The 17,962-nt window shown below is 61.4% G+C and carries 13 protein-coding genes and 3 pseudogenes; 8 read left to right on the top strand and 8 right to left on the bottom strand.

Annotated elements, in window-relative coordinates:
- The first annotated feature begins 33 nt into the window (after positions 1–33).
- Both QN413_RS06645 and QN413_RS06640 read left to right on the top strand, forming a co-directional pair.
- Positions 34–4,476, top strand: coding sequence for an AAA domain-containing protein (locus QN413_RS06645; protein ID WP_323495836.1), 4,443 nt, complete (start codon positions 34–36; stop codon positions 4,474–4,476).
- Positions 4,477–4,591: 115 nt separating this feature from the next.
- A pseudogene (locus tag QN413_RS06640) lies at positions 4,592–5,293 on the top strand (IS3 family transposase); the annotation flags it as partial.
- 162 nt (positions 5,294–5,455) lie between these two features.
- On the opposite strand, the gene QN413_RS06635 reads toward QN413_RS06640, so the two are convergent.
- The gene (locus tag QN413_RS06635) at positions 5,456–6,244 is read right to left on the bottom strand and encodes a TIR domain-containing protein (protein WP_323495835.1); all 789 of its coding nucleotides are present in this window, start codon (positions 6,242–6,244) and stop codon (positions 5,456–5,458) included.
- A 193-nt stretch (positions 6,245–6,437) separates the two neighbouring features.
- Between QN413_RS06635 and QN413_RS06630 the strand changes: the two genes are divergently transcribed.
- The 3 genes and pseudogenes from QN413_RS06630 to QN413_RS06620 form a co-directional block, all read left to right on the top strand.
- Positions 6,438–6,884 carry a hypothetical protein gene (locus QN413_RS06630; protein WP_323495834.1) on the top strand — a complete coding sequence of 149 codons (447 nt, stop codon included), beginning with the start codon at positions 6,438–6,440 and terminating at the stop codon, positions 6,882–6,884.
- Between the two features lie 76 nt (positions 6,885–6,960).
- On the top strand, positions 6,961–7,506 hold the full coding sequence (locus QN413_RS06625) for a DUF4124 domain-containing protein (RefSeq protein ID WP_323495833.1): 546 nt from the start codon (positions 6,961–6,963) through the stop codon (positions 7,504–7,506).
- 1,077 nt (positions 7,507–8,583) lie between these two features.
- Positions 8,584–8,793 (top strand): annotated as a pseudogene (locus QN413_RS06620) (IS3 family transposase); the annotation flags it as partial.
- 242 nt (positions 8,794–9,035) lie between these two features.
- Here the strand turns inward: QN413_RS06620 and QN413_RS06615 are convergent.
- Both QN413_RS06615 and QN413_RS06610 read right to left on the bottom strand, forming a co-directional pair.
- Positions 9,036–9,926, bottom strand: a complete 891-nt coding sequence (locus tag QN413_RS06615; RefSeq protein ID WP_323495832.1) for a slipin family protein — start codon at positions 9,924–9,926, stop codon at positions 9,036–9,038.
- Between the two features lie 105 nt (positions 9,927–10,031).
- On the bottom strand, positions 10,032–10,598 hold the full coding sequence (locus tag QN413_RS06610) for a heme-binding protein (protein WP_323495831.1): 567 nt from the start codon (positions 10,596–10,598) through the stop codon (positions 10,032–10,034).
- A 341-nt stretch (positions 10,599–10,939) separates the two neighbouring features.
- On the opposite strand from QN413_RS06610, the gene QN413_RS06605 reads away from it, so the two are divergent.
- The 3 genes from QN413_RS06605 (at position 10,940) to QN413_RS06595 (ending at position 12,357) form a co-directional block, all read left to right on the top strand.
- A complete protein-coding gene (locus QN413_RS06605; RefSeq protein WP_323495830.1) occupies positions 10,940–11,122 on the top strand; it encodes a hypothetical protein in 183 nt (60 codons plus the stop codon).
- Positions 11,123–11,130: 8 nt separating this feature from the next.
- Positions 11,131–11,601 carry a 5' nucleotidase, NT5C type gene (locus tag QN413_RS06600; protein ID WP_323495829.1) on the top strand — a complete coding sequence of 157 codons (471 nt, stop codon included), beginning with the start codon at positions 11,131–11,133 and terminating at the stop codon, positions 11,599–11,601.
- Positions 11,602–11,976: 375 nt separating this feature from the next.
- Positions 11,977–12,357: a hypothetical protein gene (locus QN413_RS06595; protein ID WP_323495828.1), complete on the top strand. Its 381-nt coding sequence runs from the start codon at positions 11,977–11,979 to the stop codon at positions 12,355–12,357.
- A 476-nt stretch (positions 12,358–12,833) separates the two neighbouring features.
- Here QN413_RS06595 and QN413_RS06590 read toward each other — a convergent pair.
- The 5 genes and pseudogenes from QN413_RS06590 to gnd all read right to left on the bottom strand — a co-directional run.
- Positions 12,834–13,094, bottom strand: a pseudogene (locus tag QN413_RS06590) (alcohol dehydrogenase catalytic domain-containing protein); the annotation flags it as partial.
- On the bottom strand, positions 13,091–13,927 hold the full coding sequence (locus QN413_RS06585) for a PRC-barrel domain-containing protein (protein WP_323495827.1): 837 nt from the start codon (positions 13,925–13,927) through the stop codon (positions 13,091–13,093). The gene QN413_RS06585 and the pseudogene QN413_RS06590, both read right to left, overlap by 4 nt.
- Before the next feature lie 175 nt (positions 13,928–14,102).
- Complete coding sequence (gene tal, locus QN413_RS06580) at positions 14,103–15,173, bottom strand: transaldolase (protein ID WP_323495826.1); 1,071 nt, start codon at positions 15,171–15,173, stop codon at positions 14,103–14,105.
- A 115-nt stretch (positions 15,174–15,288) separates the two neighbouring features.
- Complete coding sequence (gene zwf / locus QN413_RS06575) at positions 15,289–16,776, bottom strand: glucose-6-phosphate dehydrogenase (RefSeq protein ID WP_323495825.1); 1,488 nt, start codon at positions 16,774–16,776, stop codon at positions 15,289–15,291.
- Positions 16,776–17,798 carry a phosphogluconate dehydrogenase (NAD(+)-dependent, decarboxylating) gene (gnd, locus tag QN413_RS06570; protein WP_323495824.1) on the bottom strand — a complete coding sequence of 341 codons (1,023 nt, stop codon included), beginning with the start codon at positions 17,796–17,798 and terminating at the stop codon, positions 16,776–16,778. The genes zwf and gnd overlap by 1 nt, the downstream gene beginning before the upstream one ends.
- Between the last annotated feature and the right edge of the window lie 164 nt (positions 17,799–17,962).

Raw genomic sequence — 17,962 nt, 5'->3', positions numbered from 1 at the left:
CGCAAAATGCCGTTCGCCCGGTCTGAGCAACTTATGAGTGCCGCGCCTAGCACCTCGACTTTTGCCGCCAAACCAGTTCCGTCCATCAAGGGCTTGGGCGACAAGGTCTTGCGCTACTTTCGGGAATTCCTCCAAACTGATTTCAAGCGACAGGCAGCACCGCGCCGAAAGATTCACTTAAAGACGAAAGAGGGCTACCGCTGCGCCGTAGACCTACGCAAGTATCCAAGCTTTTTTAAAGACGCTTGGCAACTCGCCGCCAAGCCGCCGCAGGAGATGCGTCTGACTATCGGGCACGCCAAGTACAAGGCTCAGATCAGTCCGGTACTGCGCAACCTGATCCAGCAGTTTGTCGCCCAGTTGTCCGAGCAGGAATTCGTCGACATGCGCGCGGGCGCGGTCCGCTCCGCGGTCGAGATGCGGGTGAAGGGCAGTGACAACCCCGAGCAATACGTGGAGTCCGTCTCCAATAAGTTCGCTGAGCTGATGGCCGCCCGGATCGTCCACCCTTTACTCACCTTGCTGGAGGGGCCGTTCAAGGAAGCGGCCTACTCTCCCGAAGACTCAATCTTCGAAGTCGAGGCAGATCTGACCGAGGCCCTGTGCGCGGGGGCGTGCGAGCACATGGTCGCTGCCATCAACACCTTGCTGCTCAGCGGCAACGCACAGTCGCTGGTTGAGGTGTTGGACGAGTTCTTCACCCTTCCTGCGGCGCAGGCCCAGTTGGTCGAATTCTTTGAGAGCTTCGCTGCCGCGGACGCCTATCAAGAGGTGCGCGATGTCATGAACTACATGCGCTCAGACGACGTACTCACCACGTACCTTTACTTCGGCGCGATCAAGTTCGGGACAAGTGACTTTCCGCTCTTTTACCTGCCGGTGACCGTGGCAAACGAGGAGGGAGGCTCCGCGTACAACCTGACGGCCGACCCGACGCTCTACATCCACAAGCAGGCGATCGAGTTCATCGTGTCCGAACTCAAGCGCGACGCCCAACGCGTTGGTGTGGCCGTGGTCCCAGAGCGCATCGTGCACCTGGACAGCGAAGTGACGGCGCACCAGCGCATGGTGACCACCATGCGTGAGCTCACGCGCTCGCTGGATGTGATCGGTGGCATTGACTTTGAGGAAGCGCGCATCCAGGTATCCAGAAGCCCGCAATTGCGCGCCTCCAATGCGGTCTATCTGGCCGTGGCAGATCGAAGCGACGAGAGTCTCGTGAACGACTACGAGGCGCTTCTTTCGAGCTTGGACGCGGACCATCAAGCGGCCGCCGGCATGTTCCATGGCATCGTGCAGGCCATGCTGTTCGAAGAGCCGGTCAGTGTCTCGGCCGAGGTCCGGGCCGACTGGCAAGCGATGGACACTTCAGCGCGCCTGGTCACCTCGTCGCCGATTCCGCTCAACGAAGAACAGATCCGAATCGACTGCGCCCGCAAAAAGCCGAACTGCCGCTTTATCGCAGTCGAAGGGCCGCCGGGGACCGGCAAGTCCCACACGATCACAGCCTTGGCCTTCAACGCCATCATGGAGCACCTTTCTGTGCTTGTGATTTCCGATAAAAACGAGGCTCTGGACGTGGTTCAGGACAAGTTGGAGCAGGCGCTTGAGAAAATCCGGGGCGTAGACGACTTCCCGAACCCGATCCTTCGCCTGGGCAAGGACGGCACCTACCGGCAACTGATGTCCGGCTCGGCCAGAGGGCGCATCATGAGCCAGCACAAAGCGCAGGAAGCGAACATGCCGTCCGTGGAGTCGGAGTTGTCGCAGGAGACCCGGCGGCTGTCCTCGCGGATCGAACAGACCGTTACCGCGATGACGCAAGTCGAACTGGTCGAGATTGCCGAGCTCAATGCCCTGGAGGCTCAGATCAATGCGCTGGGACTGGGTGCCGCGGGTACCGGAGGTCAAGGCTGGGCTGAGGAAATGCTCGCGCAAGGGCATCGCAGCCAGCCGGCGCTCCACGCGATCGGGCAAGCCTGCGAGGCGTACCTAGTGCTCGGAGCTCTGGCCACTGCAGAGATCCAGCGCACCTACTCCACAGAGCCGTCCTTGGACGCGCTGTTGCAACGACTGCGCGCCGCTTCGGCGGCTGCTGCGCTCAAATCGACGCTGAATAAACAGCAGATCGACGGCCTCGGCCTGTTTCGCCCGATGCCTGCCGCCATGTCGGCAGTTCTGTTGAAGTACATAGCCCGCATCGAAGAGCTGCGCCGACCGATCATCGGCTTCGCGTTCCAGAACGCCAAACTGGCTGCCTTGGATGCGGAGATCGCACAGGTTCTGTCTTGCACCAACCCGGTGGGTATTTGCAGGAAGCTCCCCGAGCTGAAGGCGGCCGTGAGCGGCCTGAGCCAACTGGCCAGCGTATCGGAATCGGCTGGGATACCAGAGACCCAAACTTCAGACCTTTACGCGCTAGTCATGGACAAAAAGGCCATCCCGCCCGGTGTCCAGGCAGCATTCCAACTGGTTTGGGCATTGCAGCTGGTGGCGAAAGACATATGCATCGGGAAAGCACGCGCAAGCCCACACGCCGGCGCTGAGGGGTCAATGGAGATAGCCGTTCTCCTGGCTCGTTATCTGACGCTGGAGGATCGGCTTCAAAAGCGCTTCGCCAGCGTGCCTGAGGTCGACTTCGTGGGCGAGAAAGGTCGGCTGGAGGCACTCAATACCGTTCGCCTAGCGCACCGGCTGGACAGTCGCTTCCTGAAATTCGCCGAGGAGAACCGTGCCACTGCAGCCGCGCTGGGCGGCGTCATCCGGCAGCGAAGCCAGTTTCCAACCGAGCAGTTCAAGACCCTGCGAGATGCCTTCCCTTGCGTGATCGCCGGAATTCGCGAGCTTGGTCAGTTCGTACCGTTGAAGACACAAGTCTTCGATCTACTGATCATCGACGAGGGCTCGCAGGTCTCGGTCGCCCAGGCCATACCGGCGATGCTGCGCGCCAAGCAGGTAATCGTCTTCGGCGACCGACGGCAGTTCAGCAACGTGAAGAGCCACAACGCCTCGAACGCGATCAATGCCGGCTACGTCACCGAGTTGCAGTCCTATATGCGGGACAACATCTCGGCGGCCGTCGACAAAATCGAACGCCTCCAGCGATTCGACGTGAAGCGCTCGGTACTAGAGTTCATGGGGCTGCTGGCCAACCACACAGAGATGCTTCGCAAGCACTTCCGGGGCTATCCCGAACTGATCTCCTACTCTTCGAAAAACTTCTACGACGGGCAGCTGCAGGCAATCAAGATCCGGCCAGTGCCGATAGAGGAAGTGCTCAAGTTCGAGGTGCTGGAGCACGACGGCCGCAGCGAACAAAAGCCGAACACGAACAGCCTCGAGGCGCAGCGGTTGATGGAGCTCCTCGAGTCCCTCCTTGAGGGCCCAGCAAGTCCGAGCGTCGGGATCATTACCCCGCACAGAGAGCAGGCAGTGCTGATCGGCTCGATGGTGATGCGGCACCCCAAGGGTGAGCGCTTCGAGCGGGAACTGCGTCTGAAGATCATGACGTTCGACAGTTGCCAGGGCGAGGAACGCGACATCATCATTTACAGCATGGTGGCCACGCGCCAGCGTGATGTGCTGAACTACGTTTTCCCGGTGGAGATTGTCGCTGGCGGCGAGGATGCCGAGGAGTCGATGAAGGCGCAGCGCCTGAACGTTGGATTTTCGCGCGCAAAGGAATGCATGATCTTCGTGCTGTCCAAGCCTCCCGAGGAGTTCAGGGGCACGATCGCGAAAGCGCTGCTTCACTACCAGCGTGTCCTGAATGAGCGCGTCATGGCGGAAGACATCGATACGGACGCCGCCTCGCCGATGGAAAAGAAGGTGCTTGGGTGGCTGAAGGCCACCAGCTTCATGCAGACGCAGGTCGAACGCGTGGAGTTGATTGCCCAGTTTCCCGTGGGCGACTACTTGCGCCAGCTCGACTCTGGCTACAAACATCCTGCCTACAGGGCGGACTTCCTGCTTCGCCACTTCGGCGAGGAGACGACCTCGAATGTCATCATCGAGTACGACGGTTTCACCGAGCACTTCACCGACCGCGATCGCGTGAATGCGGGCAACTACGAGCGCTACTACAGGCCAGAGGACGTCGAGCGGCAGTTCGTGCTCGAATCCTACGGCTACCGCTTCCTGCGCATCAACCGATTTAATCTGGGCGCCGACCCTATTGCCACACTCGACGCTCGGCTGCGCTCCATGATCACCGCAGAGGCATCCACAGACGTCCAAGCGGTGGGCAGGATCAAGCAGCAAGCTCAGTCGTTGGACCACGGCGAGTCGAAGGTTTGCGGCCGATGCAAGACGATCAAAGCCCTGACCGACTTCTTCGACGAGTCACTTGCAAGCGGCGCCGGTGGGCATGGCCGCGTGTGCATGACATGCAAGACGCCAACGAGGCCGGAGCCAACCACGCCGGCAAGCGAGGGATACGGCAACAATCGCCGACGCTCGCGGTCGCATAGATACTAAACAACGGTTGAATACAAAACTCGATCCAGGTTGTGCCCCGCGCTTCGATGCGCTTTTTCACGCCGTGGTGGCCAGCGTTGCCGAAGGCCGCCTGCTCCAGACCATGCAGCAGCGCGCCATCTTCGAGCGCAATCACCGCTGCTATGGCTATCGTCGGGTGCGGGCGTCACTGAGCAGCCAGTGCGTGCACATTTGTGAGAAGTTGGTGCTGCGCTTGATGAATCATGAGCGCCTGGTCGCTGCGACGCCCAAGCGGCGTCGGTATGGTTCCTACCCGGGCGAGATCAGTCCAGCGCCAGACAACCTCGTCAACCGCGACTTCACCGCGGGTGCTCCCAACGAAAAATGGCTCACCGACATCTCGGAGTTCCGCATTCCGGCAGGCAAGCTGTATCTGTCGCCTGTGATCGACTGCTTCGATGGCAACGTGATCAGTTTGACGATCGGGATGCGCCCGGACGCACAGCGCGTGAACACGATGCGGGATGCCGCTATCGAAACGATCGACAGCACCAGCCGGCCTGTCGTGCATTCGGATCGCGGTGCCTACTATCGATGGCCGAGTTGGCTCGCACGCATCGCGGATGCGAAGCTGACACGTTCAATGTCCCGCAAAGGCTGTTCGCCCGACAATGCGGCTTTCGAGGGCTTCTTCGGTCGATTGAAGACCGAATGGTTCTGTCCTGGTGATTGGTAACCTACGACTGCCGAGCAGGTCGTCCCGGCCTTGGACTCTTACATCCACTGGAACAACGAGAAGCGCATCAAGATGTCCCTGGGCGCGCACAGTCCTCTTGACTACCGTCGAAGCGTTGGGCCCATGGCATATAACCAGTTCAAGTTTTTAGCCGCAACCCCGGTGGGTCAATTTTCGGCCGGCGCCACACCTCAAGGCGATGGAGCAGCAGCGAGGAACCACGCAGTGAGCACACCTGCCGGGTCTCTCAGAAAGTAGTCCGGGTTTTCGACGAAATCCGGTTTACTCGCCGATAGTCGGCTTCCGGTCAACGGTACCAAACTGACCGTCTAAAGCTGCGACGCGTCGCATGTTTCCTGCAATGATGCCCGGGACGGCTTTGCGATCAGGACTTGACTGAGTCACCGTGGGTGCGTATTCCGTCAATCTAACAAGATTGTTCAACGGCACGCCCTGCACGTCGCTCCATCGCATAGCTTGCGCTGCCTCGGCGCTGGCAAGCCGACGCTCGGACGCGCGTACCGTCGCCAATATGTCTTGCAACACTTCGGCCTGATCGGGCTTCGGAGGGGGCGGTGTGTTCGGCGGGTTGTCCGCTAGGGCCCTCACATAGTCGTCGTGGAAAGCTTCCCAATGCGCAGCGAACGACTTTTCAAGCTGTTGCACCGACAGCTGTTGTTCGCTCTCGACTGCTGAATTCAATGTCTTGACCAGCTTCAGCATGTCCGATCGCGTCGGTAACGTGTGATTGAACTGTGCGAGCGGCATGTCGACTTCGCCGTGTTGCATCTCGATCAGCAAAGTGCATATGCGAGCTGTGTCGCGTCCTTTCGCCACAGCGCCTGCCTCGAACAATATCCACGGGCTGTCCTTGTTCTCAGGTGTAAGGCAGAAGATGCCAATCGTCGAGTCTTGTAATTTGTTGTTGATAGCGGTCATCCAACTGGCGCCCCGATCGATCTCATCTGACAACCAGGGCCGTGCCGCTTGGATGACCAAGCCCACCCAATCCTGTAGAACCTCGGCGACCGCTTTGCTGCGCGCGCCGGACCAGCTGATGAAGACGTTCATAGCGTGTTTTCGTTTTAGTGCTGCGAAGTCTAGCTGGACCTCGATCGGGTACGGCCGCGCTTGCGCACCAGCGCAAGGTGCCGAAAAGCGACAGCAACAAGTTACGAAAAGGCAAACTCTCGGGGGTGGCATGTGTCTTTTCGTTACGCTGCACGTAAAGTCGGGGCTCTAAAACCGAACGGAACCGTGAATCGTGACCTTCTCTGACGACGATATCCTCTTCCAAATCGGCGACGACATGCATGCCCGGCACAGCAGCGCCCTGGCCGGCCCGACGATGACCGTGCACGACGGGACGCACCACCCGATGCGATCGCTCATGCTCCACTTCGACGATCCCGAGCACGCCCACTGCGAAGGCATCCACAAATGGATGCTCGGCGTCTACATGGGCGAGCACGGCATAGCGCCCAAGCAACTCCGCGCCGCATGGCTGGACCAGTCGGCCGCCTATCTCTACTGGACCGCGCTGACGGCCGACGATTCACGCATCGCGCGCCCCGATGACGTAGCTAGTGCCGACGCGGCGCTCCGCGCCATCGCGGACGGATGCGTGGTGCCTGATGACGAGCCGTACTACCGCGTGCGGCCGGCGCTGATGCAGCATGCGACCGCGGCGGCGGATGCTGTACCGGCTTGACCGTCGATGCCCTGCGATATGCTTTTTCATCAATAGGAGAAGACGCATGAAAAAGAGGGCGAAGCATCTAGCGCTCGTGGCGGCGCTCATCGCAGCCTCGCCTGCGTGGGCGGTCTACCAATGCAAGGTCGACGGGAAGACATCGTTCCAGGACGCGCCGTGTGCAACTGGGCAAGTGCAGACAGATGTCAAGGTGATCGCCCATGCACCCTCCGATGATGCACCGGAGCGCAGTGGAGACATGGCCACTGCCGTCGACAGGGCAATCTTGTTCCATGTGCCTGTAAAAGGCATGACGAATGCCGAACTGCAGCGCACCCTCGGCAACCCGCAATCGGTGAACACGTCGAACGGCGCCGCGGGCTATAGCGAGCAACGTGTCTACTACACTGACAGTCGGACTTGGTATGTCTACACCGACGCGCGCGGCATGGTCACATCGACTCAAAGTTCCGACGTCGTGCGCGCATCGACGGCGCAACCTGTGCCTGCACAGGCGCGGCAATGCCCGACTTTGTTTGAAATCAAAAACGAAGAGGTTTCAGCAAACAGCATCACGCTCACCGACGAGCAGCGCAGGGAGCGGCAAAAGAAGATCGCCGCCATGCGAGAGTGCCGCTGAAATCGACCCCCACGCGGAGAAAGCGCATAGGACCAAAAGTGTATGGGAGGGCCTTTCGTATAGAGGGGTTGGGTCCTCGGGCAGCCTCAAGACTATTGGAAATTATTCAGGCCTTCACCGTGAAGAAAACAGCGCGCCGAGCATCAGTGAGGAGAAAACAGGCTCAGCCGTCATAGACCATGTGGAGGCCACGCGGCGGCAGCTTTTGAACGAAGGAGAACAGTTTCCCGGATTCTTAGAAGAGAGACGAACCGGTGAGATTCGTGTGTGGGTGGGCACGCATCCGGACTTGGGCGTCGCGGCGTACCCCGAAATTCCGGTATCGCTTGCAGAGAATAAGATCGAGGTTCGCTACGGCAACGGCAGCAAGGTCGCGATCATGAAGCGCAATGCTTTCTTTGGACGTCTTCTATCAATCCCCCACCTCCCGAACCCGGGCACGGCGGACTCTCTCTGCGATGGCTTACACCCCCACATAGGAGGATAGCTGCTCAAGCCGATCTAGGTCGGTCCGCCGCATTCCGCTTTTTTGAGCAGGTGTTTCTGCGTGTACGATTGAGCCTCGCGGAGCACTTGGCGGGTCTGTTAATCCGTAGGTCCCTGGTTCGAGCCCAGGTCGAGGAGCCAAGATAAGCCGCATAGGCATCGAAGAGCTTGCTATCAATTTGGTAGCAGGCTCTATCCGTTTGTGCTTGCCATCGAGCCCATGTAGCCAGCGGTACTGCTTTTCGCACACGCCTCGCGTGCGCGCGCGGAACGATCAGGATGGCCGGTCAGTCGATCCGACCATCCGAAATTTCCAAAGAGGGCCACTAACCAGCCTACAAAACCTACAAAAGGTTCTGCTGGTGCCAATTGGCGGAAAGCTTGCAGATAACCACGTCTGTTGACCGTCGCCGATCGGGATGGCTAAACACGGGGGGTAAACAAGTACGTCGCCAGGCGCACTGGACAAGGCGTGTCGAAGAAGGAGATCCATCGCATCGTTGCCTCAAGCGCTATATCGTTCGCGAGCTATACCCGTTGATACTTGCTGATTTGGCGGACTCTGCTCGCGCCGCTTGACATAGGAGCGTCAACGCTTGCGGTGAGACGTTCTTCGGGTCGTTGAAGGTTGAGCGACTGCACGGCAAACGATTCAAGACCCAGCGCGAGGCGAAGGACGAAACCATCAATTGGCCGCTCTGGTACAACCGTGACCGGCTGCACTCTACGCTGGCATATGTCAGCCCGATGCAGTTCGAGCAGGACTGGCTTGCCAATCAGCCACAGCAAGCCAACTCATGAACTCGGCGATGGGGTACGGATTCCAGGGACAAGGTCAGTGCAGATTCGCCGCCCATCTGCACCTTCACCATGTTCATGATCCCGAGGATCCGACACAGCATCTACGCACGCTCAAAGTGAGAGCGTTGCAGGCCGGCACCTGAAACTCTGATGCTGGCCTCCGAGCGACAGCGTGCGAATACGAGACGCAGCCGCATCACCTCTATTTCTCCGACCACCTCCAAACACCAGACTGAACCGCCTCAAGATGCGCTGGGGGCCACTTGACGCTCTGCATCATGCGGTACTTCGGGCAGCGCCCTGCCTGCCAGCGCCAAGGCAAGAACGGCCGGTGAAGGATTGAGGCTGTCGACCATCGAACTGGGCAACAGGATGGTCGCACCACGTTCCTTGGTGGTCTCGTAAATGATATTCATCGCGCGCAGCTGCAGCGCTACGGGATGCCCGGCGTAGGTGTTGGCCGCTTCGACGAACTGTGCCGCGATCGCGGCTTCCGCCGAGCCGAGGATGACGCGCGCCTGCTTCTCGCGTTCGGCCTGCGCCTGGCGTGACATCGCGTCCTGCAGTGCCACGGGAATCGCAACGTCGCGGATTTCGACCGAGGTCACCGAGATGCCCCAGGGCGCGGTCTTGCGGCCGATTTCTTCCTTCAGGTGTTCATCGGCATCCTTGCGATCGGACAGCAACGAGGCGAGCATCGACGAGCCGATCATCTCGCGCAACGATGTTTGCGCCACGCGGTCGATCGCCTCGCGGTAGTTGGTGATGGCCAACGCTGCCTTTTCGGCGTCAGTCACATTCCAGAAGATGATCGCGTCGACGTTGACCGGCACCGTGTCTTTGGTGAGGGCCTGCTCGGCGTTGAACGCAGTGGTCTGGATGCGTTGATCGATCACGGCGGCCACGCTGTCGATGATCGGGATGATCACGAACATGCCGGCGCCCTTGACGCTCTGCAACTTACCCACGCGCAGGATGACAAACTTCTGCCAGACATTGGCCATCTTCAGCGACGCGGCCACGAACGCTGCGACGATGAAAAGCGCTATCGCGACAAATAGATTGCCCCAATAGGCAGAGGCAATGCCTGCGACGAGGAAAAGGAACACGAGAAACGATGTGACTGGATTCATTACGGATTTCATTGATGCGGTAGTGAGAGCCGTGCGGCGAATGCGTTGAAGCTAAGCCGCGAAGACGCTCGGGTCTGTGCGCTGACGGACAGAGGCATGGGGGGGTCAGCGCGCCAGGTGCAGCCAGATCTCGTTGCGACGCATGAACCAGGGCGTGAAAGGCGCGTTGTAGCGCGCGTACACCGGCTCGCCCTTCCCAGCCAAGTCGGCATCGCGCAATACCGACTGCAATTTGGCAAGGTGCTCTTCGTAGTTCGACTGAGACCAAAAACCTGAATAGCGGATGACGGCCACCCCCGCGGGCACTACTGCACGCACTTGAACGCGAGCGTCCAGGGGCTCGGGCGCACTGGCCACCGTCACGCCCTTGGGCAAGACGAACTGCACCACGAAACCGTCGGGCGCGGCGCTCTGCGTGACCGGCGCAGCCATCCGCATCTTCACCGGTGCGGCTTCCTGCGTCACGGGTGCCGTCATCGCAAACTTCCGCTTGCCCTTGTTCTTGCCGAAGATGTAGCCCGCGAGGATCGGGAACGCCTGACTGCCTGCTGCGTCTGCCGGGTCCGCCACCAACACCTCGGCTACGGCATACGCCGCGTATTGGCGCACCTCGATGTCCGCAAGCTCGCGAACGACCTGGTATTGCGGCTCTTCCGTAGCGTGACTGGGCATGGGCACGGTGCTCAAAGTAAGCATCAATAAAGCGACGGTACCGCGTGCAACCGCATGGCTACGCGGTTCGCTCAATCGACATGGACTCGTCAGGCAATCATGGCACCGGCGACTCATTCTGGCTCTCGGGTCCGACTGATGACCCTTGCTGGTACTCGCAAGACAGCGTGTCCGCACATCGCGCCAACCCACGATCTGTTCATGCGCAACACCTGCGCTATGTCTCTCAACGAACGGACGGCCGAGAGGTGGCGCCGCACACTTGCAAATAACGCACGCCGGACGCGATCGGGAGACGACATGCGCTACGCCGTGATTTAACGAATGCAAGGAGTACTTCGATGGCCCAGCCGAAATTTACGGATCTGTCGAAGCGGCAGACAGATCCCATTCTGGAGGAAGTGGACATCTGGTTACCGAGCAGCTCCGGATTCGTCGCGATGGTTGCTGCCGATCGGATCGACGGCGAGCAGCACATCGTGCCGCGCGCTTCAGCGAGCCAACAGGTCAGGGCTGCGGCCTGAAGGTTGCTTTGGGACAACGCCACTATCCCGACAAGCCACGTGTCTATATCGACATGGACGGCGTCATCGCCGATTTTGGCGCGGAGTGCGTCAAGCGTGCCATGACGCCGAACCAGCTCAAAAACCGCCGTGATGCCTACAGATGGCTATCGCCTTTTCCCGGCGCCAAAGAAGGTTTGGCAGCACTCGAGGGCGCGGGCATCGAGGTTTTCGCGCTCACCAAGATTCCCTCGACGAATCCCTACGCCGCCACAGAAAAGCTGCTCTGGATGCGCGATCACTTTCCGAAGCTCGCAGACCGCGTAGTCATCACGCCCGACAAAGGGTGCGTCGGTACATTGCGCGACGTGCTTGTGGACGACCATCCTGAATGGGCCAACGCAGACCACTTTCAGGGCACGGTGGTGCCTTTTGAAGGCGACTGGGCTCGGGCGCGGTCGGCTGTCTTCTCGGCACTCGACTCACGTTGCCCGCCGTGACGCCGCGCACTTCTCCGGCAGCCTTGCCGCAACGTACGTTGTCGCACAGACACCGTGCACCCGACCGCCGAGGATGATTTTCAGGCACCGTTTTCGACCAGGCACTCCGATGCTTCGACAGCGCAACTCGGTATCCGCGTGTCTGCCGGGTTTTCTAAGCTTGGAGGCAATTCGACCAATATGGTCTACGACTACGACGCTGTCGTGGACCCATTCTTCGCGTCACGACGGCATTCATCGCCACCACGCGTTGGCAGACGCCCACGCCTTGCGTGCCGGCTATCGGGCCCTTGAAAACGTGCGCATCGTTCCTACCGATGACGATATCGCTCCCTTCTAGACCCAATCGATTTCCAACTCACCAAGGATCTTTCCATGACTCTGAGGCACGCAGCCGTTCTGATCGACCACCACAGCGCACAGGTTTTGCACTTCAGTGCCGAACAGCTTCAGTCATCAAGCGTCAAGGAGCACGTGCACTACACACGCCAACATGGGAGCAAGGTGCGCTCCGAGCATGAGTTCTTTGGCGACGTTTGCGATGCGCTTGCAGGAATCCCGGCGGTGCTGATCGCGGGATCGCATATCGCCCAAGCCGACTTTCGCCACTACGTCGAGAAACACCGCCCGGCGCTGATGGCCCAGATCGCGCACTGGGAAACAGTGGGTCATCCCACCAAGGGAGAACTCGTCAAGCTCGCACGGACCTACTTCGCCGAACAGGGCGAAATGCCTGCAACGCCTCGCCTCCCCTGAGCGTTGCGAATAATCAACGTTTCAATATGGGATCGACATCCTGTGACGCGTGTCGGGCTTCGGCAACTCATCTACGAGCATGTCGACCTGCGAGTTGCGTGCGAAGCGGACGCGGAGCCCCAGCCGCTGGATATGTTGCTGAACCACGAGATCGACATTCTCTTGCTCGACCTCCCGCAATCGGTCCATCCGTAAATAGATGCGCTGTCGTCAATACAGTGCAGTGCGCGGCGCCCGGTTTGAGGGTGCTTGTCTTCACCTCTTATTCGGTGCAGCACGGTGCCCTTGCCTCGTTTCTTGCGGGGGCCCGCGGATACCTGAACAAAAGTTGTGAGTCGTACGAAATAGTCCAGGCGATACGCACCATGGCACTGGGCAACCGGTTCTTCTCCCGCGAGGTCACCGACATGCTCGCGCGCCAGCTGAGCCAGAACGGCAAACGGGCGCCCCTTGAGCATCTTTCGGGGCGCGAGTTACACGCCGACTCGGTCACCCTCCTTGACGGCCGTGACGCCAGCGCCAAGCGCCGTGACGATGCCTTCGTGGCCCGGCGTAAACGGCAGCGGCGGCTTCAAGGGCCAGTCGCCAGTGGCGGCATGAAGGTCGGTATGGCAAACGCCACAAGCTTCCGTCTTGACCAGAATCTGGCCCGTGCCGGGCTTGGGCACGTCGAGTTCCTTCAAGACCAACGGTTGGCCGAAATGTTCGACCTGGGCGGCTTGCATCTTGCGTGTCATGGGGAGTTCCTTGCAGGCTTCGTGTCCAGGTCGGGCCCGTAGCCCACGGGGCCGTAGTGCCGGTGCAGGTCGAGGTCCATCTGGTGACTCCATTCGGCGGTGGGGTCATAGACAGGTGCAGCCTTTACCGCCTCACGGCTCAGGTCCACGGCGACGGTCTTGCCCGACCAGTGCACACCGGTGATCCATCCCGGTGCCACCAGCACCTTGTGACCCATCCACCAGTTGCTGGTGTCCACGATGAGATAGCGGATGGCCCAGGTGTGCTCGTCGACCAGATAACCCGCAACATGACCGATCTCGCCGTCGGTCGCGCTGAGGTGGTAGCCGGTGACGGCGTTGCAACTGCGCAGATGTGGATCGTCGTTGCGATGTCGGGCACTTTCGGCTTGGAGATCCGCCGCGAGTTCTCGCTCGCGCTCGCCGCGATTCGCGCCGTATCCAGCGTATCCGGCATAGCCAGGGTCCATCGCATAGGGGAACATGCCTCCACCCCACAGGCCCGCATCGCCCCAGTAGTTGCCATAGCCGTAGTAGCCCAGGTACTGCTCTTCGTTCTGCCGCGACACGGGCTGGTCGGTGTCGATGCTCGGGCTGTTCCCGACCTGATCTTTGGTGATCGAAACCGCCAACGTCCGCGCGCTCCAGTCAGGCTCTCGGATCGAGATGGGCGAGATCAGCACCTCGCGACTCGTGAGCCATGAGCCGGCATTCACCACCAGATAGCGGATGACCCAGGCGTCGTCGTCGAAGTAGAAGTCCTTGACGTGTCCGATCTCGCCATCGGTGGCCTCGATCGCGAAGTTCTTGATCTGCTTAGTGTCGTGAAACATGGAGTGGGTCCTTTTCTATATGCCGGACGGATTCGTCGGCGGAATGCGTCATCGCGGTTTGGAAACCAATGTCGTCGCCAGAGCGTGTGGCGTCTGTTCGCTGGCGGACATGGCGCGCACGAACGTGCGGTTGGCACGCTCGGCCCGGCTCGGCTCGGCAGTCGTGGCGCGCTCGCTAAGCCGCGCGTTTCCGCCGGATGCCTGTGAGCAAGGCGTGCCACGACTCGGCGAAGGCATCGACCCCTTCGCGCTGCAGGCGCGCAGCGAGCGCCTCGTCGTCGACGCCTTCACGACGAAATTCTGCGATCACGTCCTCGGCATGTCTGTCGCCCGGTTTCAGGGCGTGTTCCACGAGGCCGTGGTCGGCGAAAGCCAGCAGCGTCTTCTCGGGCATCGTGTTGATGGTGCCGGGTGCCTCGAGCGCCTGCACATACAGCGTGTCGGGCGCCGCCGGGTCCTTGGTGCCGGTGCTGGCCCAAAGCAGGCGCTGCGGTTGGGCACGTGCCGCCGCGAGCCGCCTCCAACGCGCCGAGGCCATCGATTCGCAGTGGGCCTGGTACGCGCGCATGGCAACGGCGATCCCCAGGCGGTTGTGCAACGGCGATGCGACCTCCTCCTTCACCGCCACATCCCAGCGGCTGACGAAGAGCGACAATACCGAAGGCACTTTGGGGTCCAGCCCGACCTCCAGCCGACGCTCGATGCCGCGCATGTAGGCGTCGGCAGCGGCCTGCACATGCGCGCTGGAAAACAGCAATGTGACGTTGACCGGCACGCCATTGAAGATGGCCTCTTCGATCGCCTCGACGCCCTCCGCCGTGCCCGGGATCTTGATGAACAGATTCTTCAGACTGGCCTTTTTGTGCAACCGGTTCGCGTCCCGAATCGTGTGTGCCGCGTTGTGTGCCAAGAGCGGCGAGACTTCGAGTGAGACCCATCCATCCACCCCGTCGGTGGCGTCGTAGATGGGACGGAACAGGTCGGCGGCCTGGGTCAGGTCTTCAAGGGCGAGCTCGAAGAACAGGTCTTCGTCGGACAGGCCCGCTGCAGCCAGCACGCGAATGCTGGCGTCGTAGCTGTCGCCACCGCCGATCGCGTGCTCGAAGATGGTCGGATTCGATGTCAGTCCGGTGACCGAGAAGTCGGCGATGTAGCGCGCCAAGGTGCCGCTCTGCAGCAGCTCGCGCGTGATGTTGTCAAGCCAAAGGCTTTGGCCGAGCGAGTGAAGTTGCTGTGTGGGGTTCATGTCTGTGCTCCTGTAGATCCACTCATGCTGCTCGGGGCGATCCGCATCCGTCTGTGCGGCGACAGACCCAACTTTTTCGGCCGCGTCGACGTCGAGCAGAAGACCACGTCGGCCGTCACCGTCCGGGTCTGGCTTTCGAGGGCGACGCGTCGGTGGGCAGGTCGATGGGCACGTCGCTGGCCGGGTCGTGCCAGCCGCCGTCGCCCGCGGTGAGTCCATCAGCCTCGGCCGGTCCCCATGTTCCGGGGCCGTACGGCAGCGCAGGGCCATGCGCAGCCAGCACCGGCTCGACCACTGCCCATGCCGCCATCACCGCGTCCTCATCGGTGAAGAGCGCGCCGTCGCCGGCCAGGGCATCGCCGAGCAGCCGTTCGTAGGGCGCCATCGTCTCCGGCTCGTCCTGCGCAAGGTACAACTCGCGCTGGACGCCGACGAACTCCCTGCCGGGGCGCTTGATGCGTGCCGCCAGCGCGACGCCCGCGCGGGGTTGCAGCCGGAAACGGACGTAATTGGCACGTCCGCCCGCCGGCCCTGCATCGTCGAACAGCTGCTGCGGCGGTGGTTGCATCTGAACCTGCACTTCGACCACCGACGCAGGCAACTGTTTCCCAGCGCGCAGGTACCAGGGCACACCAGCCCAGCGTGGGGTATCGACGAACAGTCGCAGCGCGCAGAAGGTCTCGACATCGGAGTCGTGCGCGACCGCCGTTTCCTCGTGGTAGCCGATGTATTGACCACGCACCAGATCGGTGGCACTCAGCGGCCGCATCGCGCGCAGAACGCCCAGCTTGGCGCTGTGCACCGCCTCAAAGCTCTGATAGGCCGGCGCATCCATTGCGAGCAGCGTGACGATCTGGAACAGGTGGTTCTCGACCACGTCGCGCAGGCAACCTGCACTTTCGTAAAAGCCCCCGCGCTCACCGATACCAAAATCTTCGCCCAGCGTGATCTGCACGCCGGCGATGTGATCGCGGTTCCACACCGGTTCGAGGAACGAGTTGGCAAAGCGGAAGTAGAGGATGTTCATAATCGCCTCCTTGCCGAGGTAGTGGTCGATGCGGAATATCGACGACTCGGGGAACACCGAGTGCGCCACCGCATTCAGCTCGCGTGCCGACGCGAGGTCGCGGCCAAAGGGCTTTTCGACGACGACGCGCGCGTCCTGCGCAAGGCCCGCCAGGCCGGCATGGCCCAGGCTCTGGATCACGGTGGCGAACAGCGACGGCGGAATGGCCAGATAGAACGTCGGCCGCTCGGCGCTGCCCAGCGCAGCTTTCAGTGCCGTGAACGTGGCTGCGTCGTTGTAGTCGCCGCTGACGTAGCTCAGCAACGACATCATCCGGTCGAAGGCGGCTGGGTCGTCGATGCCGCCTTCATGGCTTTTGTGCAGCAGGCTATCGCGCACGTGACCATGCCATTCATCGACACCCCACTTGGACGAAGCGACGCCGATCACCGGCACCGTGAGGCGACCCTTCTTTGCCATCGCATAAAGTGCCGGAAAGACCTTCTTGCCCACCAGATCGCCGCTGAAACCGAAGACGACCAGCGCGTCGGAACGGGCCCGCGGCCCCGCCGCGCCGGTGCGTGTCGCGACGGTCATCATGGCGCCTTCGCGGGCTTTTCGACATGGCCGCCAAAGGCGTGGCGCATCGCCGACAGCAACTGGTCGGCGAAGCCTGCATCGCCGCGCGACGCGAAACGCTCGTACAGGGCCGCGCTCAGCACTGGCGTCGGCACCGCCTCGTCGATCGCCGCCTGGATCGTCCAGCGGCCTTCGCCCGAATCGGACACGCGACCGTCGTAGGCTTCGAGCGACGGGTCTTTCAGCAATGCCCCAGCCGTGAGGTCCAGCAGCCATGACCCAATCACGCTGCCGCGGCGCCAGACCTCAGCGACGGCGGGCAGATCCAGCTCGTAGCGGTAGAACTCGGGGTCGCGCAGCGGCGTGGTCTCGGCGTCGCTGGTCTGTGGACGTAGGCCGATGTTGGCGTTGCGCAGAATGTTCAGGCCCTCGGCATAGGCGGCCATCAGGCCGTACTCGATGCCGTTGTGCACCATCTTGACGAAGTGCCCCGCACCCGACGGCCCGCAATGCAAAAAGCCCTGCTCGGCAGGGGCGAGCGCACCGCTGCGACCGGGCGTGCGCTCTGCGCTACCGGCGCCAGGCGCCAGGGTCGCGAAGACCGGCGTGAGATGGTGCACCACGGCTTCTTCGCCGCCAATCATCAGACAGTAGCCACGTTGCTGGCCAGCCACGCCGCCACTGGTGCCGACATCGACGTAATGCACGCCGGCTTTCTTCAGGCTTGCGGCACGGCGCATGTCGTCACGATAAAAAGAGTTCCCACCGTCGATCACGATGTCGCCGTCATCCAGGTGCGGTGCCAGCGCCGCGAGTTCCTCGTCGACGATGGCGGCGGGAACCATGAGCCAGATGGCTCGCGGCCGCGCCAGGCCAGCCACCAGCGCCTCGATCGAAGCCGCGCCAACGGCGCCTTCGGTCTGCAGTGCAGCGACTGCGTCTGGCCGGGTGTCATGCACGACGCAATGGTGTCCTTGCTTCATCAGCCGCCGCGCCATGTTTGCGCCCATTCGGCCCAGGCCGATCATTCCGAGTTGCATTTCTTGCTCCAATGTCTAGGTTATGGTCACTGTCGTCGCTGTCGTCGCTGTCGGTGCGCGACGTTGACGAGCACTTCATGTGCGTGGCCGTCGTCGATGAGCGTTCAGCTATCGCCCGCCGTGCGGATGCCGTCGACGACGGCCACGCACATGAAGCTGTCTCT

Origin of the sequence: Variovorax sp. LG9.2, from assembly GCF_035018885.1 — a bacterium.
Lineage (GTDB): Bacteria > Pseudomonadota > Gammaproteobacteria > Burkholderiales > Burkholderiaceae_C > Variovorax.
Note: the sequence above shows the minus strand (reverse complement) of the source record. Positions and strands in the feature narration are given on the sequence as shown.